At 73.7% G+C, this 25,273-nt stretch carries 20 protein-coding genes and 1 tRNA gene; 5 read left to right on the forward strand and 16 right to left on the reverse strand.

What is annotated here, in order from left to right:
* Window positions 1-14: 14 nt before the first annotated feature.
* The 9 genes from ACVWWH_RS13595 to ACVWWH_RS13635 form a co-directional block, all read right to left on the reverse strand.
* A complete protein-coding gene (locus tag ACVWWH_RS13595; protein WP_457316918.1) occupies window positions 15-1,013 on the reverse strand; it encodes a N5-glutamine methyltransferase family protein in 999 nt (332 codons plus the stop codon).
* Window positions 1,010-2,083 (reverse strand): peptide chain release factor 1, encoded by a 1,074-nt coding sequence (gene prfA / locus ACVWWH_RS13600; protein ID WP_066498592.1) that lies wholly within the window; start codon window positions 2,081-2,083, stop codon window positions 1,010-1,012. The genes ACVWWH_RS13595 and prfA overlap by 4 nt, the downstream gene beginning before the upstream one ends.
* A gap of 117 nt (window positions 2,084-2,200) precedes the next feature.
* Complete coding sequence (gene rho / locus ACVWWH_RS13605) at window positions 2,201-4,357, reverse strand: transcription termination factor Rho (protein WP_457316919.1); 2,157 nt, start codon at window positions 4,355-4,357, stop codon at window positions 2,201-2,203.
* A gap of 321 nt (window positions 4,358-4,678) precedes the next feature.
* Window positions 4,679-5,677, reverse strand: a complete 999-nt coding sequence (gene thrB / locus ACVWWH_RS13610; protein ID WP_457316920.1) for a homoserine kinase — start codon at window positions 5,675-5,677, stop codon at window positions 4,679-4,681.
* Window positions 5,678-5,685: 8 nt separating this feature from the next.
* On the reverse strand, window positions 5,686-6,798 hold the full coding sequence (gene thrC, locus ACVWWH_RS13615) for a threonine synthase (RefSeq protein WP_457316921.1): 1,113 nt from the start codon (window positions 6,796-6,798) through the stop codon (window positions 5,686-5,688).
* Window positions 6,798-8,237: a homoserine dehydrogenase gene (locus ACVWWH_RS13620; protein ID WP_457316922.1), complete on the reverse strand. Its 1,440-nt coding sequence runs from the start codon at window positions 8,235-8,237 to the stop codon at window positions 6,798-6,800. Before ACVWWH_RS13620 ends, thrC begins: the two co-directional genes overlap by 1 nt.
* A gap of 59 nt (window positions 8,238-8,296) precedes the next feature.
* Window positions 8,297-9,805: a diaminopimelate decarboxylase gene (gene lysA, locus ACVWWH_RS13625; RefSeq protein ID WP_457316959.1), complete on the reverse strand. Its 1,509-nt coding sequence runs from the start codon at window positions 9,803-9,805 to the stop codon at window positions 8,297-8,299.
* A gap of 13 nt (window positions 9,806-9,818) precedes the next feature.
* The gene (gene argS, locus ACVWWH_RS13630; protein ID WP_457316923.1) at window positions 9,819-11,477 is read right to left on the reverse strand and encodes an arginine--tRNA ligase; all 1,659 of its coding nucleotides are present in this window, start codon (window positions 11,475-11,477) and stop codon (window positions 9,819-9,821) included.
* A 9-nt stretch (window positions 11,478-11,486) separates the two neighbouring features.
* Entirely contained in the window at window positions 11,487-12,851 is a 1,365-nt protein-coding gene (locus tag ACVWWH_RS13635; protein ID WP_457316924.1) for an MFS transporter, read from the reverse strand.
* A gap of 23 nt (window positions 12,852-12,874) precedes the next feature.
* Between ACVWWH_RS13635 and ACVWWH_RS13640 the strand changes: the two genes are divergently transcribed.
* The 3 genes from ACVWWH_RS13640 (at window position 12,875) to hrpA (ending at window position 17,629) form a co-directional block, all read left to right on the forward strand.
* Window positions 12,875-13,111 (forward strand): DUF2630 family protein, encoded by a 237-nt coding sequence (locus ACVWWH_RS13640; RefSeq protein WP_066502497.1) that lies wholly within the window; start codon window positions 12,875-12,877, stop codon window positions 13,109-13,111.
* A 77-nt stretch (window positions 13,112-13,188) separates the two neighbouring features.
* Window positions 13,189-13,264 (forward strand) — tRNA-Arg (locus ACVWWH_RS13645).
* 180 nt (window positions 13,265-13,444) lie between these two features.
* Window positions 13,445-17,629, forward strand: a complete 4,185-nt coding sequence (hrpA, locus tag ACVWWH_RS13650; protein WP_457316925.1) for an ATP-dependent RNA helicase HrpA — start codon at window positions 13,445-13,447, stop codon at window positions 17,627-17,629.
* Between the two features lie 2 nt (window positions 17,630-17,631).
* On the opposite strand, the gene ACVWWH_RS13655 is transcribed toward hrpA, so the two are convergent.
* Genes ACVWWH_RS13655 through ACVWWH_RS13665 form a run of 3 tightly spaced genes read right to left on the reverse strand, consistent with a single transcriptional unit; the run spans window position 17,632 to window position 20,196 of the window.
* Window positions 17,632-18,060 carry an HIT family protein gene (locus tag ACVWWH_RS13655; RefSeq protein WP_457316926.1) on the reverse strand — a complete coding sequence of 143 codons (429 nt, stop codon included), beginning with the start codon at window positions 18,058-18,060 and terminating at the stop codon, window positions 17,632-17,634.
* Window positions 18,057-19,232, reverse strand: coding sequence for an NAD(P)-dependent alcohol dehydrogenase (locus ACVWWH_RS13660; protein WP_457316927.1), 1,176 nt, complete (start codon window positions 19,230-19,232; stop codon window positions 18,057-18,059). Before ACVWWH_RS13660 ends, ACVWWH_RS13655 begins: the two co-directional genes overlap by 4 nt.
* Before the next feature lie 28 nt (window positions 19,233-19,260).
* A complete protein-coding gene (locus ACVWWH_RS13665) occupies window positions 19,261-20,196 on the reverse strand; it encodes a sulfurtransferase (RefSeq protein ID WP_457316928.1) in 936 nt (311 codons plus the stop codon).
* 32 nt (window positions 20,197-20,228) lie between these two features.
* On the opposite strand from ACVWWH_RS13665, the gene ACVWWH_RS13670 reads away from it, so the two are divergent.
* The gene (locus ACVWWH_RS13670; protein ID WP_457316929.1) at window positions 20,229-21,329 is read left to right on the forward strand and encodes a PLP-dependent cysteine synthase family protein; all 1,101 of its coding nucleotides are present in this window, start codon (window positions 20,229-20,231) and stop codon (window positions 21,327-21,329) included.
* 4 nt (window positions 21,330-21,333) lie between these two features.
* Here the strand turns inward: ACVWWH_RS13670 and ACVWWH_RS13675 are convergent, their stop codons facing one another.
* Complete coding sequence (locus tag ACVWWH_RS13675) at window positions 21,334-22,008, reverse strand: MBL fold metallo-hydrolase (protein WP_457316930.1); 675 nt, start codon at window positions 22,006-22,008, stop codon at window positions 21,334-21,336.
* Window positions 22,009-22,072: 64 nt separating this feature from the next.
* Between ACVWWH_RS13675 and ACVWWH_RS13680 the strand changes: the two genes are divergently transcribed.
* Window positions 22,073-22,519, forward strand: a complete 447-nt coding sequence (locus tag ACVWWH_RS13680) for a Fur family transcriptional regulator (RefSeq protein ID WP_457316931.1) — start codon at window positions 22,073-22,075, stop codon at window positions 22,517-22,519.
* Window positions 22,520-22,544: 25 nt separating this feature from the next.
* Here ACVWWH_RS13680 and ACVWWH_RS13685 read toward each other — a convergent pair whose 3' ends face one another.
* From ACVWWH_RS13685 to ACVWWH_RS13695, 3 genes are read right to left on the reverse strand one after another with little or no spacing between them, the layout of a single operon-like run.
* Window positions 22,545-23,459, reverse strand: coding sequence for a metal ABC transporter permease (locus ACVWWH_RS13685; protein ID WP_457316932.1), 915 nt, complete (start codon window positions 23,457-23,459; stop codon window positions 22,545-22,547).
* The gene (locus ACVWWH_RS13690; protein WP_457316933.1) at window positions 23,456-24,301 is read right to left on the reverse strand and encodes a metal ABC transporter ATP-binding protein; all 846 of its coding nucleotides are present in this window, start codon (window positions 24,299-24,301) and stop codon (window positions 23,456-23,458) included. The genes ACVWWH_RS13685 and ACVWWH_RS13690 overlap by 4 nt, the downstream gene beginning before the upstream one ends.
* Window positions 24,298-25,248, reverse strand: a complete 951-nt coding sequence (locus ACVWWH_RS13695; protein WP_457316934.1) for a metal ABC transporter solute-binding protein, Zn/Mn family — start codon at window positions 25,246-25,248, stop codon at window positions 24,298-24,300. Before ACVWWH_RS13695 ends, ACVWWH_RS13690 begins: the two co-directional genes overlap by 4 nt.
* Window positions 25,249-25,273: the final 25 nt, after the last annotated feature.

A 25,273-nucleotide genomic window follows, 5' to 3' on the forward strand; every position in this document is an offset into this window, starting at 1 on the left:
GCACCGTCCGGGCATCAGGCGCGCACCGCGCTCGTGGCGCGCGGGAGGCCGTTGAGGTCGGCGTGGGAGCGCACGGCAGTCCAGTCCGGGCTCGCCGCGAGCCGCTCGGCGATGCGCCGCGCCTGCACCTCCGCGTGCTCCATGACCAGGAATCCGCCCGGGACGAGGAGCCGCGCGGCCGTGGCCGCGGCGGCGAGCGGGAGCTCGAGGCCACCGTCGGCGCCCCCGTAGAGCGCCATCTCGGGGTCGTGAAGGGCCGCCTCCGGGTCCCGGGGGACCATGTCCGGGGGGATGTACGGCGGGTTCGTCACGACGACGTCCACGGTGCCGTCCAGCTCGCCGAGCGCGGTGCGCAGGTCGCCGCGCACCAGCCGGACTCGTCCGCCCACCTCGGGCAGCGCCAGGTTCCGCGCGGCCCACGCGTGGGCGAGCTCGGACAGCTCCACGGCGTGCACGACGGCGCCGGGCACCTCGTGCGCGACCGAGGCGGCGATGGCCCCGGACCCCGTGCCGAGGTCGACGACGACCGGGCGGCCGCCCGCGCGGGCCGGCCCGGCGGCGTCGGGCGCCTCCCCCGGGGCCGGGGCGACGGCACCGGGGAAGTGCTCCGCGATCCAGTCGAGCGCGACCTGGACGACGCCCTCGGTCTCGGGCCGGGGGACGAAGACTCCGGGGCCGACGGCGAGGGTCAGGTGACGGAAGTGGGCCGCCCCGGTGAGGTGCTGCAGCGGCACGCGCCGGGCGCGCTCCGCGACGAGGTCCCAGAAGCCGTCCGGGACGGGATGGCCGGCGATGGCGAGCGCCCGCAGGCGGCCGAGGCCGCCCCCGCCCAGCGCATCGCCCGTGGGGCCGTGGGCGAGCAGGTGCTCGGCGAGGAGCTCCGCGTCCACCCGCGGGCTCGGCACGCCCGCCTCGGCAAGGAGGGCGGCCGCCCGCCGCAGGGCGGCGCCGAGGTCCTCCTCCGCCCCCGGCCGCGCTCCCCCGCCTGCCCCGCTCCCGGCGGCCTCGGTCATTCGCCGAGCGCCTCGAGCCGGTGCTGCTCGTCCATGTCGATGCAGGACTGGATGACGGGGCCGAGGTCGCCGTCCATGACCGCGTCGAGGTTGTACGCCTTGTACCCGGTGCGGTGGTCCGCGATGCGGTTCTCGGGGTAGTTGTAGGTGCGGATGCGCTCGGAGCGGTCCATGGTGCGCACCTGGGACTTGCGCGCCTCGGCGTTCTCGGCGTCGATCTGCTCCTGCTGGTGCGCGAGGAGGCGGGAGCGGAGCACGCGCATCGCGGCCTCGCGGTTCTGCAGCTGGGACTTCTCGTTCTGCATCGCCACGACGATGCCCGTGGGCAGGTGGGTGATGCGCACGGCCGAGTCGGTCGTGTTGACGCTCTGGCCGCCGGGGCCCGAGGAGCGGTAGACGTCGATCTTGAGGTCGTTGGCGCTGATCTCGATCTCTTCCGGCTCGTCCACCTCGGGAAAGACGAGGACGCCGGCCGCGGAGGTGTGGATGCGGCCCTGCGACTCGGTGACCGGCACGCGCTGGACGCGGTGCACCCCGCCCTCGTACTTCAGGTGGGCGAACACGCCCTCGGCCGGGTCGCTGGAGCCGCCCTTGACCGCGATCTGGATGTCCTTGTAGCCGCCGAGGTCAGACTCGGTCGAGGAGAGGACCTCGGTCTTCCAGCCCTTCGACTCGGCGTAGCGCGTGTACATGCGCGTAAGGTCGGCGGCGAAGAGCGCTGCCTCGTCGCCGCCTTCGCCGCCCTTGATCTCGAGGATCACGTTGCGGGCGTCGTTGGGGTCGCGCGGGATGAGGAGCCGGCGCAGCTTCTCCTGGGCGCTCTCGTGCCCCTCCTTGAGGACGGGGACCTCGGCCGCGAAGTCGGGATCCTCCTGGGCCATCTCCTCGGCCGCCTCGAGGTCGTCCCCGAGCTGCTTCCAGCGGTTGTAGGCCTCCACGATGCCGTTGAGCTGGGCGGAGCGGCGGCCGAGCTTCCGCGCCAGCGCCTGGTCCTGGTAGACCGCGGGGTCGCTGAGCTGCTTCTGGATCTCGGCGTGCTCGTCCAGCAGTCCTTGCACGGACTCGAACATGTCAGGGGCCTTTCTGGGGACGGTGCTACAGGTAGGAGCGAGCCGGTGCCGGCTCCCGGGGGAACGACGACGGCGGCCGGGCCCGGGGTCTCCCGGGCCCGGCCGCCGTGGAGGGCGCTAGTGCCGGTCGCTCTCGCCCTTGCCGGCGAGGGTCGTCTTCTGCACCTGCAGGAGGAACTCGACGTTCGACCCGGTCTCGCGGATCTTCGTGGTGAGCAGCTCGAGGGCCTGCTGCGTGTCGAGGCCCGAGAGCACGCGGCGCAGGCGCCACATGATCTTGACCTCTTCCGGCGAGAGCAGGTTCTCCTCGCGGCGCGTGCCGGACGCGTTGACGTCCACGGCCGGGAAGATGCGCTTGTCCGCGAGGGCGCGGGACAGGCGCAGCTCCATGTTGCCGGTGCCCTTGAACTCCTCGAAGATGACCTCGTCCATCTTGGAGCCCGTCTCCACGAGGGCGGTGGCGAGGATCGTCAGCGAGCCGCCGTTCTCGATGTTGCGCGCCGCGCCGAAGAACCGCTTCGGCGGGTAGAGCGCGGCGGAGTCGACGCCGCCGGAGAGGATGCGGCCCGAGGCCGGCGCGGCGAGGTTGTAGGCGCGGCCGAGGCGGGTCATCGAGTCGAGGAGCACCACGACGTCCATGCCCATCTCGACGAGGCGCTTGGCGCGCTCGATCGCGAGCTCGGCCACGGTCGTGTGGTCGTCGGCCGGGCGGTCGAACGTCGAGGCGATGACCTCGCCCTTGACCGAGCGCTGCATGTCCGTGACCTCTTCGGGCCGCTCGTCCACGAGCACCATCATGAGGTGGACCTCAGGGTTGTTGATGGTGATCGCGTTCGCGATGGACTGCAGGATGAGCGTCTTGCCGGCCTTGGGCGGGGAGACGATGAGGCCGCGCTGGCCCTTGCCGATCGGCGCCACGAGGTCGATGACGCGGGGGCCGATCTTCTTGGGGTCGGTCTCGAGGCGCAGGCGCTCGGAGGGGTAGAGCGGGACGAGCTTGGTGAACTCGACCCGGTTCTTCATCTCCTCGGGGCTCTTGCCGTTGACGCTCGTGACGCGCACGAGGGCGTTGAACTTCTGACGGTTGCTGCCGTGCCGGCCGCCGCCCTGGGCGCTGCCGCCCTGGTTCTCCTCGCCCTCGCGGGGAGCGCGGATGGCGCCCACGACAGCGTCGCCCTTGCGCAGGCCGTACTTCTTGACCTGGGTGAGCGGGACATAGACGTCGTTCGGGCCCGGGAGGTAGCCGGAGGTGCGGATGAAGGCGTAGTTCTCGAGCACGTCGAGGATGCCGGCGACCGGCAGGAGGACGTCGTCCTCGGTCACCTCGGTCTCGTCGACCTCGGGGCCGGCGCTGCGTCCGCGGCGGCGCTCGTTGCGGTCGCGGAAGCGGTCGTTGCGGCCGCCCTGCTGAGCCTCGTCGCGGTCGCGCCCGCGGCGGTTGCGGCGGGAGCGGCGGGAGCCGCCCTCCTCGCCATCGCCCTCGTCGCGGCGGCGCTCCTGGCGCTCGGCACGGTCCTGCGGGCGCTCGCCCTCGTCCCGACGGCGCTCCTGGCGCTCCTGGCGCTCCTGGCGCTCGGCACGGTCCTGCTGGCCACGCTCGCGGCGGCCCCGACCCTCACCGGCCTCCTCGTGCCGTCCGGGGGCCTCGGCCGGTGCGGCCTCGGCGCGCTCGGGGGCGGCAGCCTCGGCCGGGGCCTCCTCGCGGGCGGGCTGGGAGGCCTCGGCGGCCCCCTGGCCGGCCTCGGCACGGCGGTTGCGGTTGCGGGTGCGGCTCGGGCGGGTCCCCGCCTCGGGGGCCTCCTGCGCGGGGGCGGCCTCGGGAGCGGCCGGTGCTGCCTCGACAGCGGCGGCCGACGGCGCCGCCTCGGCCTGGGCGGCCGGCTCGCCCGCGGCGGGGGTCACGACGCCGTCGCTGCCCGCGCGGCGGCGGGTGCGCCCACGGCCACGGGCCGGGGCGCCGGCCTCGGCGGGGGCCTCGGCGGCGGGAGCCTCCTGGGCGGGGGCGGCGGCCTGCGTCTCGGGCAGGGGAAGCTCGGCGGTGGCCTCCGCCTTCGCAGCCGGGCGGCGGCGCTCGGCGGGACGGGCCAGCGGCTCGCCCTTCTGGTGGGCGGTGATCGCGGCGACAAGGTCGCCCTTGCGCATGCGGGACCCACCGGTGATGCCCAGCTGGGACGCCAAGGCCTGCAACTGCGCGAGCTTGAGGCCGGCGATCCCCTTGGACTCGGACGCGGAGGAGGCTTCCACTGCTGGGTTCAGCTCAGTGGTCTGTGTCACGGATGGTCCTTCCGGAGTCGAGACGCCGGCTTCGTTCGAGCCGGCGCATCGTGGTCGTGGCCGTCGACGAGAGCGACGGCCAGGCTGTGGCGCCGCGAGGCCAGATGGCCGGGCGGCGTCGTAGTCATTCAGCCCGCCCCGAGCATGAGCTGCCGTCGATGCCGCCGCTGCCGCGCGGGAAGGCGCAGGCAGCCGGGCCGGGGCACAGAGCTGGAGGGGCGGCACCCTTGGCACGAAGCTGGATCACGGAGGCGGCGCGCAGTGCCCGGGCCTAGTTGCCGAGGGCAGATTCACCACTGGAAGTTTCACCGCGGAACAGATTTACCGTGGGTGCACGTCCACTTTAGCACCTTCGCGGTCCACAGCCAGACGCGCGACGCGCCAGCGTGTCACCGACACCGCGCCCTGCTCCGCGTCGAGGACGTCGTGGGCGAAGTGCTCGACCGCGGCCTCCACCGCACGGGCCTCGTCCTCGCCGTCCGCGAGGACCAGCACGGTCGGACCCGCGCCGGAGACGACCGCGGCGTGGCCCTCGGCCCGCAGCGCCGCGATGAGCCGGGCGCTCGGTTCCATCGCGGTGGAGCGGTAGCTCTGGTGGAGGTAGTCCTCGGTGGCGGGCAGGAGCAGCGACGGGTCCTTCGTGAGCGCGTGCACGAGCAGCGCCGCGCGGCCGGCGTTCGCCGCGGCCGCGTGGTGCGGGACCGAAGAGGGCAGGAGCGAGCGGGCCAGCTCGGTCGAGAGCTCGAAGTCCGGGATCGCGACGATGGGCATGACGCTGGGCGCGACCTCGGCGATGGCCGTCCGGAAGGCCTCCCCGTCCTGCCACGACAGCGCGAGGGAGCCGTAGATCGCCGGCGCCACGTTGTCGGGGTGGCCCTCGATCTCGCTGCAGAGCTGCAGGGCCCACGCCCGGTCGGGGCGGTCCTCCGGGGCCACGAGCGCGGCGGCCGCGAGGACCGCGGCCACCGTGGCGGAGGCCGAGGAGCCGAGGCCGCGCCCGTGCGGGCTCACGTTCTCGGCCGACAGGGCCAGTCCACCGTGCCGGTAACCGAGGCGTGCGAGCGCGGCGTCGAGCGTGCGGACCACGAGGTGGCTCTCGTCGCGCGGGAGGGTGTCGGCTCCCTCGCCGCGCAGCTCGAAGGCGAGCCCGCCGCCGTCGTGCGTCTCGACGGTCACGGTGTCGTACATCGCGAGGGCCAGGCCGAGGCTGTCGTAGCCCGGGCCGAGGTTCGCGCTCGTCGCCGGGACGCGCACGGTAACACGCTGCCCGGCGGCGACGGTGCGCAGCGACTCGGCGGCCGCCATCGTCGGTGCCGTCATCGCCGGCCCTACGCGAGGCCCAGGGCGGCCGCGACGCTCACGACGTCGTTGCCCACCTTGACGGGCTCGACCTCGCCGCCGTCGGCGGTGCGGAGGGCCCACTGCGGATCCTTGAGGCCGTGGCCCGTCACGGTGCACACGATGGTCTTGCCCGTGGGGACCCTGCCGGCCCCGTGCATCTTGAGCAGGCCCGCGACGCTCGCGGCGGACCCGGGCTCGACGAAGACACCTTCGCGGGCCGAGAGCCAGCGGTGCGCTGCGAGGATCTCGTCGTCGGTCACGGCGTCGATGAGGCCGCCGGACTCGTCGCGGGCGGCGACCGCGGTCTCCCACGAGGCCGGGTTGCCGATCCGGATTGCGGTCGCGATCGTCTCGGGGTGCGTGATGGGGTGGCCCGCCACGAAGGGCGCCGCGCCGGCGGCCTGGAAGCCCCACATGGCGGGCAGCTGGGTCGAGACGGCCTCGAGCGTGCGCGCGGGCGCGCCGTCGAAGGCGTACTCCGTAGCCGTGGCGTACTCCTTGTAGCCCTTCCAGTACGCGGAGATGTTGCCCGCGTTGCCCACCGGCAGGACGTGGATGTCGGGTGCATCGCCGAGGGCGTCCACGATCTCGAAGGACGCCGTCTTCTGGCCCTGGATGCGCGCGGGGTTCACGGAGTTCACGAGGAAGACCGGGTACGCGTCGGCGAGCTTGCGGGCGATCTCGAGGCAGTCGTCGAAATTCCCGTCGACCTGGAGCAGGGTGGCGCCGTGGGCGATCGCCTGGCTGAGCTTGCCCATCGCGATCTTGCCCTCGGGCACGAGGACCGCGCAGGTGAGCCCGGCGGACGTCGCGTACGCCGCGGCGGACGCGGACGTGTTGCCCGTGGACGCGCACACCACGGCCTTGGCCCCGGCCTCGACGGCGGCCGTCATGGCCATGGTCATGCCGCGGTCCTTGAACGAGCCGGTCGGGTTCATGCCCTCGACCTTGAGGTAGACCGTCGATCCGGTCAGCTCGGAGAGCTTCTGGGCGTGCACCAGCGGGGTGCCGCCCTCCCCGAGCGTGATCACGCGCGTCGAGGCGGTGACGGGCAGGCGGTCTGCATACTCGCGGATGACTCCGCGCCACTGGTGGGCCACTAGACTCCTTCGGCTCTCAGGACGCTCGTCACGGATTCGACGACGTCCAGGTTCTTGATGTCGGCAACGGTCGCCGCGAGTGCGGCCTCCGAGGCACGGTGGGTCACGAAGCGCAGTTCGGCGCGGCGGCCCTGCGGCCGGGCGCCGGCGCCGGCGGAGGCGGAGGCGGGCTCTGCCCCGTCGATCCGCTGGCGCATCGTCTCGATGGAGACGCCGTGCTCGGCGAAGACGGCGGCGACGCGGGCCAGCACGCCCGGCTCGTCGGCGACCTCGAGGCCGATGCTGTAGCTGGTCGTCACGGCCTCGGGGCCGACGAGCGGGAGCGTGCGGGTCGCGGTGCCGGTCCGGCCGGGCGAGCCGGCCAGGAGCCGCCGCGCCGTCGTGACGACGTCCCCCATGATGGCGGACGCGGTCGGGGCGCCGCCGGCGCCGGCCCCGTAGAACATGAGCGAGCCGGCGTTCTCGGCCTCGATGAACACCGCGTTGTAGGACCCGCGGACCGCGGCGAGCGGGTGGGTGCGCGGCAGCAGCGTCGGGTGGACGCGCACGCTCACGCCCTCGCGGGGGGCGCCGGCCGCGCCGTCGTGCGCTGCCTCGGCACCGTCCGCAGGCTCCAGCGGCACGAGCTCGGCGATCGCGAGCAGCTTGATGGCGAGCCCGGCGTCCTGGGCGGCGGCGATGTCCGCGGCGCTCACGTTCGTGATGCCCTCGCAGCGCACGTCGTCGAGCGAGACGCGGGTGTGGAAGGCGAGCGAGGCGAGGATGGCGGCCTTCGCGGCGGCGTCCAGCCCCTCGACGTCGGCGGTCGGGTCCGCCTCGGCGTAGCCGAGCCGCTGGGCCTCGGCCAGGACGTCGGCGAACTGTGCGCCCGTCGTGTCCATGGCGTCGAGGATGAAGTTCGTGGTGCCGTTGACGATCCCCAGCACCCGGGTGATGCGGTCGCCCGAGAGGCTCTCCCGGATCGGGCGGATGATCGGGATGGCGCCGGCCACGGCGGCCTCGAAGTTGAGCTCGGCCCCGTGCGCGTCGGCCTCGTCGAACAGCGTCGCGCCGTCCTGGGCGAGGAGGGCCTTGTTGCCCGTGACGACCGAGGCGCCGCGGCGGAGGGCCGCGAGGATGTGGGTGCGCGCGGGCTCCAGGCCGCCCATGAGCTCGATCACGAGGTCCGCGGAGCCCACGAGGGCCTCGGCGTCGGTCGTGTAGAGCCCGTGCGGGAGCTCGACGTCGCGGGGGGCGTCCACGTTGCGCACCGCGATGCCGACCAGCTCGAGCCTCGCCCCGGCACGGGCCGCGAGGGCTTCCGCGTCGTCCAGGAGGATGCGCGCCACCTGGGAGCCCACGGTGCCTCCGCCCAGAAGCGCTACCTTCAGCACGCGCCGCGCGTCGCCCTCCGGCTGCGGGCCTGCCTGCGGCTGGGGGGCCTCGCTGGTCTCCGTCATGGTCGCTCCCATCGTTGTCTCTCCCACGGTGTCTCGCCTCGCTTTCCCGCCCGGGGCGGTCATGCTCCCATGTCGCGGGAGAGCAGGTCCTCTTCGGTCTCGCCGCGCACGATCCAGCGGGCCGCGCCGTCGCGGACCGCCAGCACGCCGGGGCGCGCGAGGTAGTTGTAGTTGCTCGACAGCGCCCAGCAGTAGGCCCCCGTCCCGGGGACCGCCAGGAGGTCGCCGGCCCGCACGTCCGCGGGCAGGTAGGCGTCGCGGACCACGATGTCGCCGCTCTCGCAGTGCTTGCCCACCACGCGGGCCAGCTGCGCCGGTGCGCTGGACGTCCGGTTGGCCAGGACCACGGAGTAGTCGGCGTCGTACAGGACGGGGCGCGCGTTGTCGCTCATGCCGCCGTCGACCGAGATGTAGCGGCGCACGGCGGTCCCGCCGTCATCCTGCGCCGCTGCGCCCGGCACGTCCACGACGACGTCCTTGATGGTGCCCACCTCGTAGAGGGTGAAGGTCGTGGACCCCACGATCGCGCGGCCCGGCTCGATCGAGATCCGCGGGGCGGCGATGCCGAGACGGTCGCAGGTGGCGCGCACGACGCCGGCCAGCGCCTCCGCGATCTCGCCCGCGGGCCGCGGAGCGTCCCCCGGGACGTAGGCGATGCCGTAGCCGCCCCCGAGGTCGAGCTCGGGCAGCGCGACACCGTACGCGGAGCGCATCGCGGCGACGAATTCGAGCAGCCGCACGGCCGCGGCCTCGAAGCCCTCGGGCTCGAAGATCTGGGAGCCGATGTGGCAGTGGACGCCGAGGAGCTCGATGCTGTCGTGCCCGGCCGCCGCCGCGACGGCCTCCTCGGCCATGCTCGCGGCCGCGTCCGGTCCCGCGCCGGCGAAGGACGCGCTGGCCGTGCCCGGGGCCATGGAGAGGCCGAACTTCTGGTCCTCGTGGGCGGTGGCGATGAACTCGTGCGTGTGCGCGTGGACGCCCGGCGTGAGCCTGAGCATGACCTTGGCCCGGGGCGCCTCCGCGCCGGGGGCATCGGTGCCGCGCGCCGCCGCGATCGCCGCCACGCGCTCGAGCTCGTCGAGGCTGTCGACGATGATGCGGCCCACGCCCAGTTCGAGGGCGCGGGAGATCTCGGCGTCCGACTTGTTGTTCCCGTGCAGGCCGATCAGCTCCCCCGGCACGCCGGCGCGGGCGGCCACGGCGAGCTCGCCGCCCGAGGCGGTGTCGAGCCGCAGGCCCTCCTCACGGACCCACGCGGCCACGGCGGTGCACAGGAAGGACTTGCCCGCGTAGTAGACGTCCACTCCCCCGCAGAGGTCGGCGAAGGCTGCGTCGAACGCGGTCTTGAACGCGCGCGCCCTGGCCCGGAAGTCGTCCTCGCTCAGGACGAACACCGGGGAGCCGTAGGCGGACTTGATCTCCCCCACCGGCAGGCCGGCGACGGTGAGCTGCCCGTCCGGGCCGCGGCCGGCGTCGTGCGCCCAGAGCGAGGGGACGAGCCAGTTGAGGTCGCCGGGGACCTCGAGCCAGGCGGGGGCGAGCGGCGAGGCGGCGCGGGCAGCCGTCATCTCGGCCACGGGCCTACATCCTCTCCGGCGCGGAGACGCCCAGGAGACCCAGCCCGTTGGCGAGGACCTGGCTCGTGGCGTCGTTGAGCCACAGGCGCGTGCGGTTGAGGTCCGTGACCTCCTCGTCGCCCTGGGGCGCGATGCGGCAGTTGTCGTACCACGAGTGGTAGGCGCTCGCGACCGCCTCGAGGTGGCGGGCCACGCGGTGCGGCTCGCGGAACTCGGCGGCCTTGGCCACGATCGACGGGTACGCCGCGAGGCGCGCCAGGAGGTCGTTCTCGCTCGGGTGCACCAGCAGCGCGGCGTCGAACGCGTCCGTCCCGTCCACCGTGCGGGCCACCCCGGCGGCCTCGGCGTTGCGGGCGGCCCCGCGGGAGCGCGCGTGGGCGTACTGGACGTAGAACACGGGGTTCTCGTTGGAGTTCTTCTTCAGCAGCTCGGGGTCGAGCGTGAGCGGCGAGTCCGCGGGGTAGCGGGCGAGGGAGTAGCGCACGGCGTCCTTGCCGAGCCACTCGATGAGGTCCTTGAGCTCGATGATGTTGCCCGCGCGCTTGGACAGCTTGGCCCCGTTGACGGAGACGAGCTGGCCGATGAGCACCTCGATGGCCGCCTCGGGGTCGTCGCCGGCGCACGCGGCGATGGCCTTGAGGCGGTTGACGTAGCCGTGGTGGTCGGCGCCGAGGAGGTAGACCTTCTCGGCGAAGCCGCGGTCCTTCTTGGACAGGTAGTAGGCGGCATCGGCGGCGAAGTACGTGGGCTCGCCGTTGGCACGGATGAGGACGCGGTCCTTGTCGTCGCCGAAGTCGGTGGTGCGCAGCCACACGGCGCCTTCGGCGTCGAACACGTGGCCCTGCTCGCGCAGGCGCTTGACCGCGGTCTCGATCGCGCCGGACTCGTGCAGCCCCTCCCTCTCGGAGAAGTAGACGTCGAACTCGACGTCGAACTCCGCGAGGGTGGCCCTGATGTCCTTCATCTGGGCGGCGTAGGCGGCCTCGCGCACGATCGGCAGCGCGGCCTCGTCGGTCAGCTCGCGCACGTCCGGGTGGGCGGAGAGCACCTCGTGGCCGAGGTCCACGATGTACTGGCCCGGGTAGCCGCCCTCGGGCACGTCGCGACCGTGCAGCCGGGAGAGCACGGAGCCGGCGAAGACGTTCATCTGGTTGCCGGCGTCGTTGATGTAGTACTCGCGGGTGACGTCCGCGCCCGAGGCCCGCAGCACCCGCGCGATCGAGTCGCCGAGGGCCGCCCAGCGGGTGTGCCCGATGTGCAGCGGACCCGTGGGGTTGGCGGAGACGAACTCCATGTTGATCACGTGGCCGGCGAGGGCCTCGTTGGTGCCGTAGGCGGCGCCGGCCTCGACGATCGACTTGGCGAGCGCGCCCGCGGCGGCGGCATCGAGGGTGACGTTGAGGAAGCCGGGGCCGGCGATCTCGACCGAGGCGACGCCCTCCACCGTGGCGAGGCGCCCGGCGATGAGCTCGGCGAGCTGCCGCGGCGCCATGCCGGCCCGCTTGCCGAGCTGGAGGGCGATGTTCGTGGCCCAGTCCCCGTGGTCGCGGTTCTTGGGCCGCTCCACGCGGATCTCCTCCGGCACGTCCACAGAGAGCTCGCCGGCGCGCACGGCGTCGGCGAGGCAGGCAGAAATGGCGGAGGAAAGTTCTTCGGGAGTCACCCCCCTAGCCTACCGGCGCCGCCTGTCCGCGCTGAAACTGCGCCCGTCATGGTCCCGCCCGTCCGCGGGCAGCGGAGGGGCCGCGGCGCCGCGCCGGACGACCACCCCGGGGTGGTCGTCGATGAAGTGCGGGCGGCTGATGACCCACCCCGAGACGCCGAGGACTGCCAGCGTGAGCCCCAGGAACACGAACGAGGCAGTCCAGGCCCCCGTGGCGTCGTGGAGGAGGCCGGCGGCGAGCGGTCCCGCGCAGGCCACGACGTAGCCGACCCCCTGGGCGAAGCCCGACACGGCGCCCGCTGCCTGGTGCGACCGGGTCCGCAGGTTGACGAGGACGAGCGCGAGGGGGAAGGTCGCCGGTCCCAGCCCGGCCAGCGTGGACCACAGCCACGTGGCCGTGCCCGGGGCGAGGGCCAGGCCCAGGTAGCCGGCGGCGAACGTCGCAACGCCGAACGCGACCACCGGGAACGGATTGCGGAGCCTCGCCGCGAGGACCGGGACCGCGAGGCTGAGCGGCAGCCCCAGCCCGGCGAACAGCGAGAGCTGGAACCCGGCGGCGGCGGCATCGAGCCCGGCGCCGCCCACGATCGAGGGCAGCCACGCGAACATCGTGTAGGTGTTCAGCGAGGTGCAGCCGAACAGCAGCGCGAGCGCCCAGGCGGCGGGCGAGTGCCACGGTCGGACGACGGCGCGCGGCGGCCGGGCGCCGTCGGCCGCGGGCTGGTCCGGGCTCGCCGCAGCACCGCCGGCAGCACGGCCGGCACCACGGTCCGAGGCGCGGCCGCGGCGGGCGGGCCAGACGGTCAGCCACGGCAGGACCGCGAGGACGTTGACCGCGGCCCACCAGCCCAGGGAGGCCCGCCACCCGGCCGCGTCGGCCACGGGCACGGCGAGCAGCGGCGGAACGGTGGTGCCGACGTTGATGACCGTCACGTACAGGGCCGTCAGGAGCCCGACCCGGTCGGGGAAGTACTTGCGCACCATGGGCGGCAGGACCACGTTGCCCGCGCCCATGCCCGCGAGCGCGAGCGCGGAGCCCGCGAGGAACACGCCCGTCCCGGGGGCCGCGGACCGGACGGCCTGTCCGGCCGCTGCGGCCGCCATCGCCGCCACCGCGATGGCCTCGACGCTCCAGGCCCGCATGAGCAGCGGCGTGAGCAGCCCGGCGACGCCGAAGAGCGCCGTGGGGAGCATGCCGAGGATGCCCACGAGCCACGACGGCAGGAACATCTCCCCTGCGATGCGGTCGGTGAGCGCCGGCACGCTGGTCACGGCGGTGCGGAGGGTGAAGGCCACCGCCAGCAGGCCGACGAGGACGAGGATGCGGCCGCGCCAGGGCCTGCGCCCCCGGGTCCCCCCATGTTCTTCTGCCACCCCCTGACGCTATCGTGCTGGTCATGGACAAGGACATCCAGGACCGCATCCGCGAGCTCATCGACGAGGAGCACTCCCTCCGCGGCACCCCGGGGGCAGGCAGTGCAGAGAAGGGCACGGGCCGCCTCGGCGAGCTGGAGGCGCAGCTCGACCAGTGCTGGGACCTCCTGCGCCAGCGCCGCGCCAAGCGCGAGTTCGGGGAGGACCCCGACGAGGCCAGCGTGCGCCCCGCCGACGTCGTGGAGAACTACAGGGAGTAGCCCCGGCGGCCCCGGTTTGCGCGGCGCCGGTCAGCACCTGATAAGCTCGGTGAGTTCCCGCGAGGGAAACACGAGTTGCCCTCGTAGCTCAGTGGATAGAGCGTCTGCCTCCGGAGCAGAAGGCCGTAGGTTCGAATCCTATCGAGGGCACCACCGCACCCCCGGTCCGATGGACCGGGGGTGCTTCTCGTTGACGGCGGCCATTCACCTCGGCATACGGACGCCCCTGGCCGGCTCAGGCTGCCCTGGCCCGCAGGAGCGGCCCGGACCCCGGCCGCCCCTGCGGGCCACGGCAGCAGTCGTCTTGGTGCAGCCCACTAGACTGGATCAGCCATGGCCCTGACGATCACGTATCCCGCCGCCCTCCCGGTCTCCGAGCGCCGCGACGAGCTCATGGAGGCCATCGCCGCGAACCAGGTCACCATCATCGCCGGCGAGACCGGCTCGGGGAAGACGACCCAGATCCCCAAGATGTGCCTCGAGCTCGGCCTCGGCGAGAAGGGCCTGATCGGCCACACCCAGCCGCGGCGGCTCGCCGCGCGCACCGTCGCCGAGCGCATCGCCGAGGAGCTGGACGTCGAGCTCGGCGCCGAGGTCGGCTTCCAGGTGCGCTTCACCGGCGAGGTCGGGCCGCAGACCAAGGTCAAGCTCATGACCGACGGCATCCTGCTCGCGGAGATCCAGCGGGACAGGCTCCTGCGGCGCTACTCGACGATCATCATCGACGAGGCCCACGAGCGCAGCCTCAACATCGACTTCATCCTCGGCTACCTCAAGCGCGTGCTCCCCCAGCGGCCGGATTTGAAGGTCATCATCACCTCGGCGACCATCGACCCGGAGCGCTTCGCCCGGCACTTCGCGCGCGAGGTGCCCGGCGCCGAGCCCGAGCCCGCGCCGATCGTCGAGGTCTCGGGCCGGACCTATCCGGTCGAGATCCGCTACCGGCCCCTCGTCGCCGAACCGGCCGGCTCCGAGGACGAGGACGACTCGGTGGCCCGCAGCGACGACGCCCTCGAGGAGGACCGGGACCCGGTCGACGCCGTGTGCGACGCGGTCGACGAGCTCTCCCGCGAGGCGCCCGGGGACATCCTCATCTTCTTCTCGGGCGAGCGGGAGATCCGCGACGCGGCCGAGGCCCTCGCCGGCTCCATCCAGAAGAACCCCCGCATGGCCGGGGCAGAGATCCTGCCGCTCTTCGCCCGGCTCTCGCTCGCCGAGCAGCACCGCGTCTTCACCCCCGGCGGGAAGCGGCGGATCGTGCTGGCCACGAACGTGGCGGAGACCTCCCTGACCGTCCCCGGCATCAAGTACGTCATCGACACCGGCACGGCGCGCATCTCGCGCTACTCGCACCGCACCAAGGTCCAGCGCCTGCCGATCGAGCGCGTCTCGCAGGCCTCGGCGAACCAGCGCGCCGGCCGGTGCGGGCGCGTCTCCGACGGCATCTGCATCCGCCTGTACTCCGAGGAGGACTTCCTCTCCCGGCCCGAGTTCACCGATCCGGAGATCCTGCGGACCAACCTCGCCGCGGTGATCCTGCAGATGACCGCGATGGGGATCGCCCGCGGTCCCAAGGACGTCGCGGCGTTCCCGTTCGTCGAGCCGCCCGAGTCCCGCGCGATCAGCGACGGCGTGACCCTCCTGCGCGAGCTCGGCGCCCTCGTCGAGCCGGGCAAGGAGCAGCCGGGCACGGAGCAGGCAGGCAAGGAGCAGGCGGGCCGCGGGCAGCGGCCCGGCGCGGAGTCCGCCGCGGAGCCCGGCGGGGCGCACGACGGCGGTCGCGGCCGCCGGGGGAAGCGCACCGGTGCCGCGGGTGAGCGGGGCGCGCTGACCGCCGTCGGCCATCAGCTCGCCCAGCTGCCGGTCGACCCGAGGCTCGGCCGCATGATCGTCGAGGCCGCGCGGCGGGACTGCGCGCGCGAGGTCATGGTCCTCGCCGCGGCCCTGACGATCCAGGACCCCCGCGAGCGCCCGTCCCAGGAGACCGGCAAGCGGCAGGCCGCGGACGAGAAGCACGCGCGGTTCAGGGACGAGACCTCGGACTTCACGGGCTACCTGAACCTCTGGAACTACCTCCAGGAGCAGCAGCGCGACCTGTCCTCCTCCGCGTTCCGGCGCCTGTGCAAGGCCGAGTTCATCAACTACCTGCGGGTGCGCGAGTGGCAGGAGCTGTTCCAGCAGCTGCGCCAGCTCGCCCGGCCGCTGGGGATCTCGCTCGGCCAGGGGCGGGACACGGGCACCCCGCTGGAAGCAGTTGCGAAGCACGACGCCGTCCACCAGTCCCTCCTCGCGGGCCTCCTGAGCCACATCGGGCTCCTCGACGAGCGCAAGTGCGAGTACCTCGGCGCCCGCGGCACCCGGTTCGCGGTCTTCCCCGGGTCGGCCCTGTTCAAGAAGAACCCGACCTACGTCATGGCCGCGGAGCTCGTCGAGACGAGCCGCCTGTGGGCCCGGACGGCGGCGAAGATGGATCCGGCGTGGGCCGAGCTCGTCGCACCGCACCTCGTCAAGCGCACGTACTCGGAGCCCCACTGGTCCAAGCGCTCGGGCTCGGTCATGGCCTACGAGAAGGTGACCCTCTACGGCGTCACGCTCGTCGCCCAGCGCCGCGTCAACTACGCCCGCATCGACCCGGCGCTCGCGCGCGAGCTGTTCATCCGGCACGCCCTCGTCGAGGGCGACTGGCACACGCGGCACCACTTCTTCAAGCGCAACCAGGCCCTCCTGGAGGAGGTCGAGGAGCTCGAGACGCGCATGCGGCGCCCCGGGCTGCGGGCGGACGATGAGGCATTGTTCGAGTTCTACGACGCGCGGGTCCCGGCGTCCGTGGTCTCCGAGCGGCACTTCGACGCGTGGTGGAAGAAGGCCCGGCACGAGGAGCCGCACCTGCTCGACTTCGACCGCGCCCTGCTCCTGGGCGAGGACGCCGAGGGCTCGGCCGCGGCGGCCGACGCCGCCTACCCGACGGTCTGGCGCCAGGGCGGCTTCGACCTGCCGCTCGCCTACGAGTTCCACCCCGTCGCGCCGGGGGGCACCCCGGACCCGGCCGACGGCGTGACCGCCGAGGTGCCGGTGCTGTTCCTCAACCAGCTCGAGCCCGAGCCCTTCCGCTGGCAGATCCCCGGGCTGCGCACCGAGCTCGTCACCGCCCTCATCAAGTCGCTGCCGAAGCAGGTGCGCAAGGCCTTCGTGCCCGCCCCCGACGTGGCGCGGCAGGCCGTCGCGGCCCTCGAGGCCGACTTCGACCCGGCAGCCGATGCCCTCGAGGACTCCCTCGAGCTCGTGCTGCGCCGGCTCAAGGGGCAGATCATCCCGCCCGGCTCATGGAACTGGGGCGCCGTCCCGGCCCACCTGCTCATGTCCTTCAGCGTCGTGGACCCGAAGGGCACCGTGCTCGGCGCCGGCAAGGACCTCGTGGCCCTCAAGGAGCAGCTCGCCCCGGCCACGCGGCGCGCGATCGCCGAGTCCCTCGGCGCCACCCCCGCCACCACCTCGCCGACGTCACCCCGTGGGGGCGCGACGTCACCCCGTGGGGGCGCGACGTCACCCCGGGGCGGCGCGACGTCACCCCGCGGTACGGCCGCCGCCCCCGCCGGAGCGCCGGGTCCGGCCGGAGGGTCCGGGCTGGCCGAGCGCACCGGGCTGACGAAGTGGAGCGTGGGGACGGTCCCGCGGACGGCGAGCACCGTCGTCGGCGGCCACACGGTGACCGGCTATCCCGCCCTCGTCGACGAGGGCCGGACCAAGGCGGCGCCGCGCGGCACGGCCGGCCTGCGGGTGTTCCAGACCGAGGAGGACCAGCTGCGCGCCCACCGCGGCGGAGTCATCCGCCTGCTGGCGCTGCGCGTCCCGCCGCCCGACCGGTACGTGCTCGAGCACCTCAACAACCGCGAGAAGCTCACCTTCAGCCAGAACCCGCACGGCTCGGTCGCGGACCTCATCGCCGACTGCTCGGTGGCCGCGATCGACAGGCTCGTCCCCGCGGAGCTGCCGTGGGACCGCGCGGCCTTCGACGCACTCTACGATCACGTCCGCGCCGAACTCATCGACACGGTCTTCAAGGTGACGGCGATCGTAGAGCAGGTGCTCGCGTCCTCGCTGAGGATCGGCAAGGCGCTCAGGGGTTCCTCGAGCCTCGCGCTCGTGAGCGCGCTGAACGACGTCAAGGCGCAGCTCGAGCAGCTCGTCTACCCGGGCTTCGTCGCGAGGACCGGCTACGCCCAGCTCGAGCACCTCCCCCGCTACCTCAGGGCGATCGAGCGCCGGCTCGAGAAGCTCCCCACCAACGTCCAGCGCGACGCGGTCGCCATGGCCGCCGTCCAGGCGCTCGAGGACGACTACGACGACGCCGTGGCGGCCCTCGCGCCGACCGGCCGCAACGAGGCCAAGCTCGCCGCAGTGCGGTGGATGATCGAGGAACTGCGGGTGAGCCTGTTCGCCGTCGAGCTCGGCACCGCCGGGAAGGTCTCCGAGAAGCGGGTGCGGCAGGCGCTCAACGCGGCCCTCGCCCCCGCCTAGGGTCAGGCGGCCGGGACGTGCTCGCCGTGCCCGGCGGCGCGCAGCGCCTCGCGGATCCGCTCCGCGGCGGAGTCCAGGACGGCCGGGTCCGGGTTCTGCTGCGCGCGCTTGAAGTCGTACTCGGCCTCGCTGCGGGAGGGCCAGACGTGCAGGTGCAGGTGGTCGATCTCGAAGCCGGCGATGATCATCCCCGCGCGGGGCGCGCCGAAGGCCTCCATCTGCGCCTGCCCGATCTTCTGCGCCACGAGCGTGAGCTTCGTCATGAGCTCCGGCGAGGCGTCGGTCCACCGGTCCACCTCCTCGCGGGGCACCACCAGCGTGTGGCCCTCGGCGAGGGGACCGATGCTCAGGAAGGCGACGACGTCGGCGTCCTTCCACACGAAGCGGCCGGGCAGCTCGCCCTCGATGATGCGGGTGAACAGCGTGCTCATTGCTCTCTCCTCGATGGGGCCCCCGCGCCGCGCAGGCTCGCGGCATCGAGGACGAACCGGTATTTGACGTCGGAGGCGACCATGCGGTCGTAGGCCTCGTTCAGCGATTCCGCCGTGACCACCTCGATCCGCGGGGCCACCCCGTGCTCGGCGCAGAAGTCCAGGACCTCCTGCGTCTCGGCGATGCCGCCGATGAGCGAGCCGGTGTAGGTCAGGCGCCGACGGATGAGGGCCCCGGCACGCACCGGCGGCATGTCGCCGGAGGGCAGGCTGAGGGCCACGAGGGCACCGTCGAAGCGCAGCACCGAGAGGTAGTCGTTCGGATCGTGCGGCGCGGCGACGGTGTCGAGCACGACGTCGAGCGTGCCCGCCGCCGCCTCGAGCTGGGCCGCGTCGGTGGTCACCACGACCCGGTGGGCGCCGAGCTGGGCGGCGTCGGCCACCTTCGCGTCCGTGCGCGTGAAGACGGTGACCTCTGCCCCCATCGCGGCGGCGAGCTTGACGGCCATGTGCCCGAGTCCGCCGAGCCCCACGACGCCCACCCGGCGCCCGGAGCCCACGCCGAAGCGGCGCAGCGGCGAGTAGGTCGTGATGCCCGCGCACAGGATCGGGGCGGCCGCGGCCGGGTCGAGGGCCGCCGGGATCCGCAGCACGTACGCCGCATCGACCACGATCCTCTCCGAGTAGCCGCCCTGCGTGACCTCCCCGCCGTGGCGGGGGTCCGGGGCGCCGTAGGTGGCGACCATGCCGCGTTCGCAGTACTGCTCGAGCCCTGCCCGGCAGCGCGCGCACTCCCGGCACGAGTCGACCATGCACCCGACGCCCACGCGGTCCCCGACGGCGAACCCGCGCACGGCGGACCCGGTGCGGCGCACTCGTCCCACGATCTCGTGGCCCGGGACCAGCGGCCAGGGCCTCTCCCCCCACTCGCCGCGCGTCGCGTGCACGTCGGAATGGCACAGGCCGCAGAACTCGATGTCGATCTCGACGTCGTCCGCCTGCGGCTCCCGCCGGGTGAGGGTCAGGGGCACGAGGCCGCTCGAGGCCGAGGTGGCACCGTACGCGCGCACCTCGGAGCCGTCCCCTGACGCGGTGCCGCGGCCCGGGCGCTCCTCGAGCAGGTTCTCGCGGATGGTGTCCGCGCTGGGCATGACGGGGCGTCCGGGGGTCATGCCACCGACGCTATCGCATGCCGGCCGCTCACGCGCCCGGGCTGTTCTCGGGGCCGCCGGCCCGGCCCGCGCCGGCCGCGGAGGGCTCGGCGCCCACGGCGACGGGGCGGGAGGGGTCGCGGGACCACTGCGAGAACGAGCCCGGGTACAGTGCGGCGTCGATGCCGGCGACGGCGAGGGCGAGGATGTCGTGGGCCGCCGTGACGCCGGACCCGCAGTAGACGGCGATCGGGCGGCGGCCGTCCGCGCCGAGCGCGGCGAAGCGCTCCCGCAGTGCGGCCGGGGGGAGGAAGGTCCCGTCCGCGGCCAGGTTCTCGGCGGTGGGTGCGCTGAGGGCGCCGGGGATGTGGCCGGCGCGCGGGTCCACGGGCTCCACCTCGCCGCGGTACCGCTCGGCGGCCCGGGCGTCCAGCAGCACGCCTCCGGCCGGGGCGCCGGGCCGCGGCTGCGCGAACGCGGCTGCCTCGTCCGCGCCGATGCGGGGCAGCCGGCCCTCCCCCAGGGTGACGTTCCCGCGCTCGGGGACGCCGGCGCCCTGCTCGAGAGGCAGCCCCGCCGCGGTCCAGGCGCCCAGTCCTCCGTCGAGGACGCGGACCGACTCCAGGCCCGCGTCGCGGAGCATCCACCAGGCCCGGGCCGCGGCCTGCCCGGAGGTCGCGTCGTAGACGACCACGGCGTCGCCGTCGTCGATGCCCCAGGAGCGCGCGGCCTCCTCGAACGCGGCCCGGGACGGGAGCGGGTGCCGCCCGCCCGCGGCCTCTTCGGCGCTGCCGGGGGCGACCGGCACCGCGAGCTCGTTCTCGAGGTCGGCGAACACGGCGCCGGGAAGGTGTCCGACCGCGTACTCATGGCGTCCATTCGGGCCGCCGAGGGACCAGCGGACGTCGAGCAGTACGGGGCGCTCGCCGCGGGCGAGGCGCTCGGCGAGCTCCGCCGCCGTGATGAGGACCTGTTCACCGTTCATGGCCACACCCTAGCGCGGCGTACGCTGTCCGGATGGACGCACGCACCACTGGCGCCGCCCCGCGGCCCGGCGTCGGGGCCCGGGCCTGGGCGGACGAGGCCATCCGCCGCCTCGAGTCGGACGCCCGCCGCAGCGCCGACACCCATCTGCACCGCGTTCCCCTCCCCGAGGAGTGGGGCGTCGACGTGTACCTGAAGGACGAGTCAACGCACCGGACCGGCAGCCTCAAGCACCGGCTCGCCCGGTCCCTCTTCCTCTTCGCCCTGGTCAACGGCTGGATCAGCGAGGGGACCCGCGTCGTCGAGGCCTCCAGCGGCAGCACGGCCGTCTCCGAGGCCTACTTCGCACGGCTCATCGGGGTCCCCTTCACCGCCGTGATGACCCGCGGGACGAGCCGGGAGAAGATCGCCCTGATCGAGCAGTACGGCGGCTCGTGCCACTTCGTCGACTCGGCCTCGCAGGTGTACGGCGAGGCGGCACGCCTCGCCGAGTCCTGCGGGGGGCACTACCTGGACCAGTTCACGTTCGCCGAGCGCGCCACGGACTGGCGCGGGAACAACAACATCGCCGAGACGATCTTCGACCAGCTCAGGCTCGAGCCGCACCCGGTGCCCCGCTGGATCGTGGTCGGCGCCGGGACCGGGGGCACGAGCACCACGATCGGGCGCTTCGTGCGGTACCGGCGGCTCGCGACCCAGCTCGCCGTCGTCGACCCCGAGAACTCGGCGTTCTACCCGAGCTGGGTCTCGGGCGCCCCCGCCGAGGGCGGCGCGTCGCGGATCGAGGGCATCGGCCGGCCGCGGCTCGAGCCGAGCTTCAATCCCAGGATCGTGGACCGCATGTTCCGCGTGCCCGACGCCGCCTCGGTCGCCGCGATGCGCGACCTCACCGCGCGCTTCGGCTTCGACGCGGGCCCGTCGACGGGCACCAGCCTGTGGGGCGTCTGGCAGCTGGTGTCGCAGATGGCGGCCGCCGGGGAGCGGGGCAGCATCGTCACCCTCATGTGCGACGCCGGCTCGCGCTACCGCGGATCCTACGGCGACGAGGGCTGGCTCGCCGAGCAGGGGCTGGACCCCGCGCCGCACGCGCAGGTGCTCGAGCGGTTCTTCGCGACGGGGCGCTGGGACCGGTGAGGCCTCAGAGGTCCACCGTCTGGCCGGCTTCGAGGTGCTCGTAGCGGGTGCCGTAGAGGTCCCCGATGCGCTGGGCGTGCTTCTCGACGATCCCCGTGCCCCAGTCGTTGAGGAGGGCATTGTGGATCGGGTAGGCGCGCCGGGCCCCGACCGCGATGATGAAGTCGAGGACCTCGCCGACCTTGCTCCAGGGCGCGTGGATCGGCACGAGCAGGGTCGGCACCTCGGCCCCGGGCGGGACGGTGAACGAGTCGCCGGGGTGGAACACCTCGCCGTCGACGAGGTAGCCGATGTTCGCGACCATCGCGACGCTCGGGTGGATCAGCGCGTGCTGGCTCCCGAACGTGCGGACCCGGAATCCTGCGGCGTCGAACTCGCTGTCCGTCTCGGCGGTGTGAATGCGATCGGCGGCCGACGGCGCGGCCTCCTTGAGCGCGACGGCCACTGAGGGGGGTGCCCAGGCCTCGAGCCGCGGGCTGGCCTCGAGGACGGCGGCGGCGCGCGGGAGGTCGATGTGGTCGGCGTGCTCGTGCGTGACGAGGAACGCCTCGGCGCCGTCCAGGGCCTGCTCGACTTCCGAGAAGTTGCCCGGGTCGATCGTCAGGACGCGGTGGCCCGTTCCGGTGTCGGCAGGCTTCTCGAGGCGGACGCAGGCGTGCGTGAACTTGGTCAGGCGCATGGCGCCAGTCTAGGACCGCCTCTTGCTAGGCTAGAAGACCCGATAGGCAGTGCAGGAGGAGTCGTTGGCCGAGAAGCCGCGCGAGCAGCGCGTGACGAAGCAGCGGGTCGCTGTCTCGGCAGCCCTGGACAGCCTCGAGGACTTCGTGAGCACCCAGGAGCTGCACCGTCTCCTCCAGGGCGAGGGGGCGTCCGTCTCGCTCGCGACGACGTACCGCATCCTGCAGTCCATGGCGGAGGACGGGCTCGTGGACGTGCTGCGCAGCGACGACGGCGAGGCCGTGTACCGCCGCTGCGAGGCCACCGGCCACCACCATCATCTCGTGTGCCGCCGGTGCGGCAAGGCGGTGGACATCGAGGCGCCCGCGGTGGAGACCTGGGCCAGCCGGGTGGCCCGCGACCACGGCTACACGGCCGTCGAGCACACCGTCGAGATCTTCGGCCTCTGCCCGGAGTGCACGGCCCGCGGCGCCGGCGCCGCGGACCCGGACGGCGGGTCCCCGGCAGCCTGAGCGCTCCCCCGGCGAGGGTCCCGCCTCAGGCGGCGGCCGACGTCTTGGGCCGCCCGCCGCCCGCCGGGCCGGACCCGAGCACGCGCCCGTTCGCGCCGCGGCGGCGCCGGATCCAGCCGATAGTCGCGCACACCGCGTAGATGAGGAACGAGAGCGTCGTGATGTAGGGGCTGATCGGCAGCCGCCCCCCGAGCGCGAGCATGATCCCGCCCACCGTGGCGGCCGTCGCGAAGAGCACGCTGAGCAGGAGCACGAGGCGCGGGGCGGAGGTCACCTTCAGGGCGGCGGCGGCCGGCGTGATGAGCAGCGCGAGGACCAGCAGGGCCCCCACCACCTGCAGCGACAGGGCCACGCTCACCCCGAGCACCACCATGAACAGGATCGAGAGCGCGCGGACCGGGACGCCCCGGGCGTGGGCCATCTCCGGGTCGACGCTCGCGAACGTCAGCGGCCGCCACACGGCCAGCAGGACGGCGATGACCGCCGCGGCGGTGACGGCGAGGACCTGGAGCTGGACCGTGTTGACCGCGACGATCTGCCCGGTGAGCAGGCCGAACTTGTTCGCCGCCCGGCCCTGGTAGAGCGCGAGGAACAGGATGCCGAGCCCCAGCCCGAACGGCATGAGGACGCCGATCACCGAGTTCTTCTCGCGCGCCCGCCCGCCCATGAGGCCGATCAGGAGGGCCGCGGCGACCGAGCCGACGAGCGAGCCGGTGACGATGTCGCCGCCGACGAGGAGGGCGAAGGCGGCCCCGGCGAAGGAGAGCTCCGAGATCCCGTGGACCGCGAAGGCGAGGTCCCGCTTCATGACGAAGGTGCCCACGACGCCGCCGAGGAGGCCCAGGACGGCCCCCGCCCACACCGAGTTCTGCACGAGCGCGAGGATCTCCCCGTAGTCCTGGAACGAGAAGACGGTGCCCCAGAAGTCGTCGAAGTTCACGGCGTGTCCTCCTCGTGGTGGTGCGCGCCGCGGTGGGCGTGCGTCGTCGCGTCCGGGAGGCCGACGACGACGATCCGGCCGTGGACCTGGGAGACCTCGACGGGCGAGCCGTACAGCTCGGAGAGCACGGACGTGGTCATGACCTCCTCGGGCGTGCCGACCCGGAAGCGGCCGTCGGCCAGGTAGAGGACCCTGTCGACGTAGTCGAGGATCGGGTTGATCTCGTGGGTGACGAAGACGACCGCGCTCCCCTCCTCGCGCCGCTGGCGGTCGATGAGCCCGCTGACGGCCTGCTGGTGGCCCAGGTCGAGCGAGAGCAGGGGCTCGTCGCACAGCAGGACCTTCGGGTGGCCGGCGATGGCCTGGGCGACACGGAGGCGCTGCTGCTCCCCGCCCGAGAGCTGGCCCACGGGCACCTTGGCGTAGTCGGAGGCGCCCACTCTCGCCAGGAGGTCCTCGACGCGGGCGTCGACCGCCCGCCGGTGCAGGCGCACGCCCCACCGGTGCCCGTCGACGCCGAGCGCGACGAGGTCCCGGGCGCGCAGGGGCGTGTCGGGGGCGAAGGACTTCTGCTGCGGGATGTAGCCGATCTCCTCCCCCGCGCGGCCGGGAGCGCGGGCCGCCACCTCCGCCGTCCCCTCGCTGAGGGGGACGACGCCGAGCAGCGCCTTGAGGAAGGAGGTCTTGCCGCTTCCGTTGGGTCCGAGCACGGCGAAGAACTCGCCCGGGCGGATGTCGAGGTCGAGGCCGGACCAGAGGGTCCGGGCGCCGAACGCCAGTGCCGCGGAGCGGAGCCGCACAGCGGGCTCAGGGGCCTGCGCGGCGCGGGCTCCGGGCCTCATGCGAGGGCCTTCTTCAGCTCGGCCACGTTCTGGCTCATCCAGCCGAGGTAGTCCTCGCCCTCGGGGACCGTCTCGGTGAAGTCGACCACGGGCACCTTCGCCGCCTCGGCGGCCGCCCGCAGCTGCTGGGTCTGCGGGCTCTCGGTCTGCGGGTTGTAGGCCAGGAGGGCGACCGATCGCGAGGAGACGAGGTCAAGGGTCGCCCTGAGCGCCTCGGGCGGCACATCCTGCTCCTCCTCGACGGCGGACGAGTAGGCCGTGGGGGTGGCGTCCCGGAGCCCGGCTGCCTGGAGGAGGTAGAGCGGCACCGCCTCGGTCATGACGGCCGACTTCCCTGCCGCCGAGGACTTGAGCGCCGCAAGGGTGGACTCGAGGCCGGACAGGCGGGCATCGACGTCCCGGGCCCGGCCCGCGTAAGCGTCCCTGCCGGCGGGGTCCAGGGCGCCGAGCCGCGCGGCGATGGCGTCGGTGACCTTCTTCATGGCGCTGACGTCGTACCAGACATGCTCGTTGAACGCCGGGCGGCCGGCGGACGCGCCGGCCGCGAGTCCGGCGGTCTCCACCGCCGTGATCACGCTGTCCGGCCCGAGGTCGGCCTCCCGCACGAGCGGATCCATGTACGGGTCGTAGCCGCCGCCGTTCTCGATCACGAGGCTGGCCTTGGACACCGCGAGCCGGTCGTGCGTCGTCGCCTCGTAGGAGTGCGGGTCCTGGCTCGTGGCGGAGACGATCGAGGTGACGGTGACCCGGTCCCCGCCCACGGCCCGGGCGAGGTCACCGTAGACGTTGGTCGAGGCGACGACGCGCACGGTCCCGCCCTGTCCCGGCGACGCCGGTGAGCCCTGGCCGCCCGGCGAGCAGGCGGCCAGGGCGGCCACAGCCGCCACGGCGACGGCGCCCCGGGCGGCGGTGCGCGCCCAGGCGGGGGCGGAGAGGGTCGAGCGCAAGGGTGCCTCAGTTCTGCGGGTCGGC

This window comes from Sinomonas sp. RB5, from assembly GCF_054063535.1.

Bases quoted from the DNA above. Each gene is read 5' to 3' on its own strand.
- ACVWWH_RS13690 (WP_457316933.1), bottom strand. From the start codon at position 24,301: ATGAGGCCCGGAGCCCGCGCCGCGCAGGCCCCTGAGCCCGCTGTGCGG.
- ACVWWH_RS13640 (WP_066502497.1), top strand. From the start codon at position 12,875: ATGGACAAGGACATCCAGGACCGCATCCGCGAGCTCATCGACGAGGAG.
- ACVWWH_RS13655 (WP_457316926.1), bottom strand. From the start codon at position 18,060: ATGAGCACGCTGTTCACCCGCATCATCGAGGGCGAGCTGCCCGGCCGC.
- ACVWWH_RS13595 (WP_457316918.1), bottom strand. From the start codon at position 1,013: ATGACCGAGGCCGCCGGGAGCGGGGCAGGCGGGGGAGCGCGGCCGGGG.
- prfA (WP_066498592.1), bottom strand. From the start codon at position 2,083: ATGTTCGAGTCCGTGCAAGGACTGCTGGACGAGCACGCCGAGATCCAG.
- ACVWWH_RS13620 (WP_457316922.1), bottom strand. From the start codon at position 8,237: ATGACGGAGACCAGCGAGGCCCCCCAGCCGCAGGCAGGCCCGCAGCCG.
- lysA (WP_457316959.1), bottom strand. From the start codon at position 9,805: ATGACGGCTGCCCGCGCCGCCTCGCCGCTCGCCCCCGCCTGGCTCGAG.
- thrB (WP_457316920.1), bottom strand. From the start codon at position 5,677: ATGACGGCACCGACGATGGCGGCCGCCGAGTCGCTGCGCACCGTCGCC.
- hrpA (WP_457316925.1), top strand. From the start codon at position 13,445: ATGGCCCTGACGATCACGTATCCCGCCGCCCTCCCGGTCTCCGAGCGC.
- ACVWWH_RS13670 (WP_457316929.1), top strand. From the start codon at position 20,229: ATGGACGCACGCACCACTGGCGCCGCCCCGCGGCCCGGCGTCGGGGCC.
- ACVWWH_RS13660 (WP_457316927.1), bottom strand. From the start codon at position 19,232: ATGACCCCCGGACGCCCCGTCATGCCCAGCGCGGACACCATCCGCGAG.
- ACVWWH_RS13665 (WP_457316928.1), bottom strand. From the start codon at position 20,196: ATGAACGGTGAACAGGTCCTCATCACGGCGGCGGAGCTCGCCGAGCGC.
- ACVWWH_RS13675 (WP_457316930.1), bottom strand. From the start codon at position 22,008: ATGCGCCTGACCAAGTTCACGCACGCCTGCGTCCGCCTCGAGAAGCCT.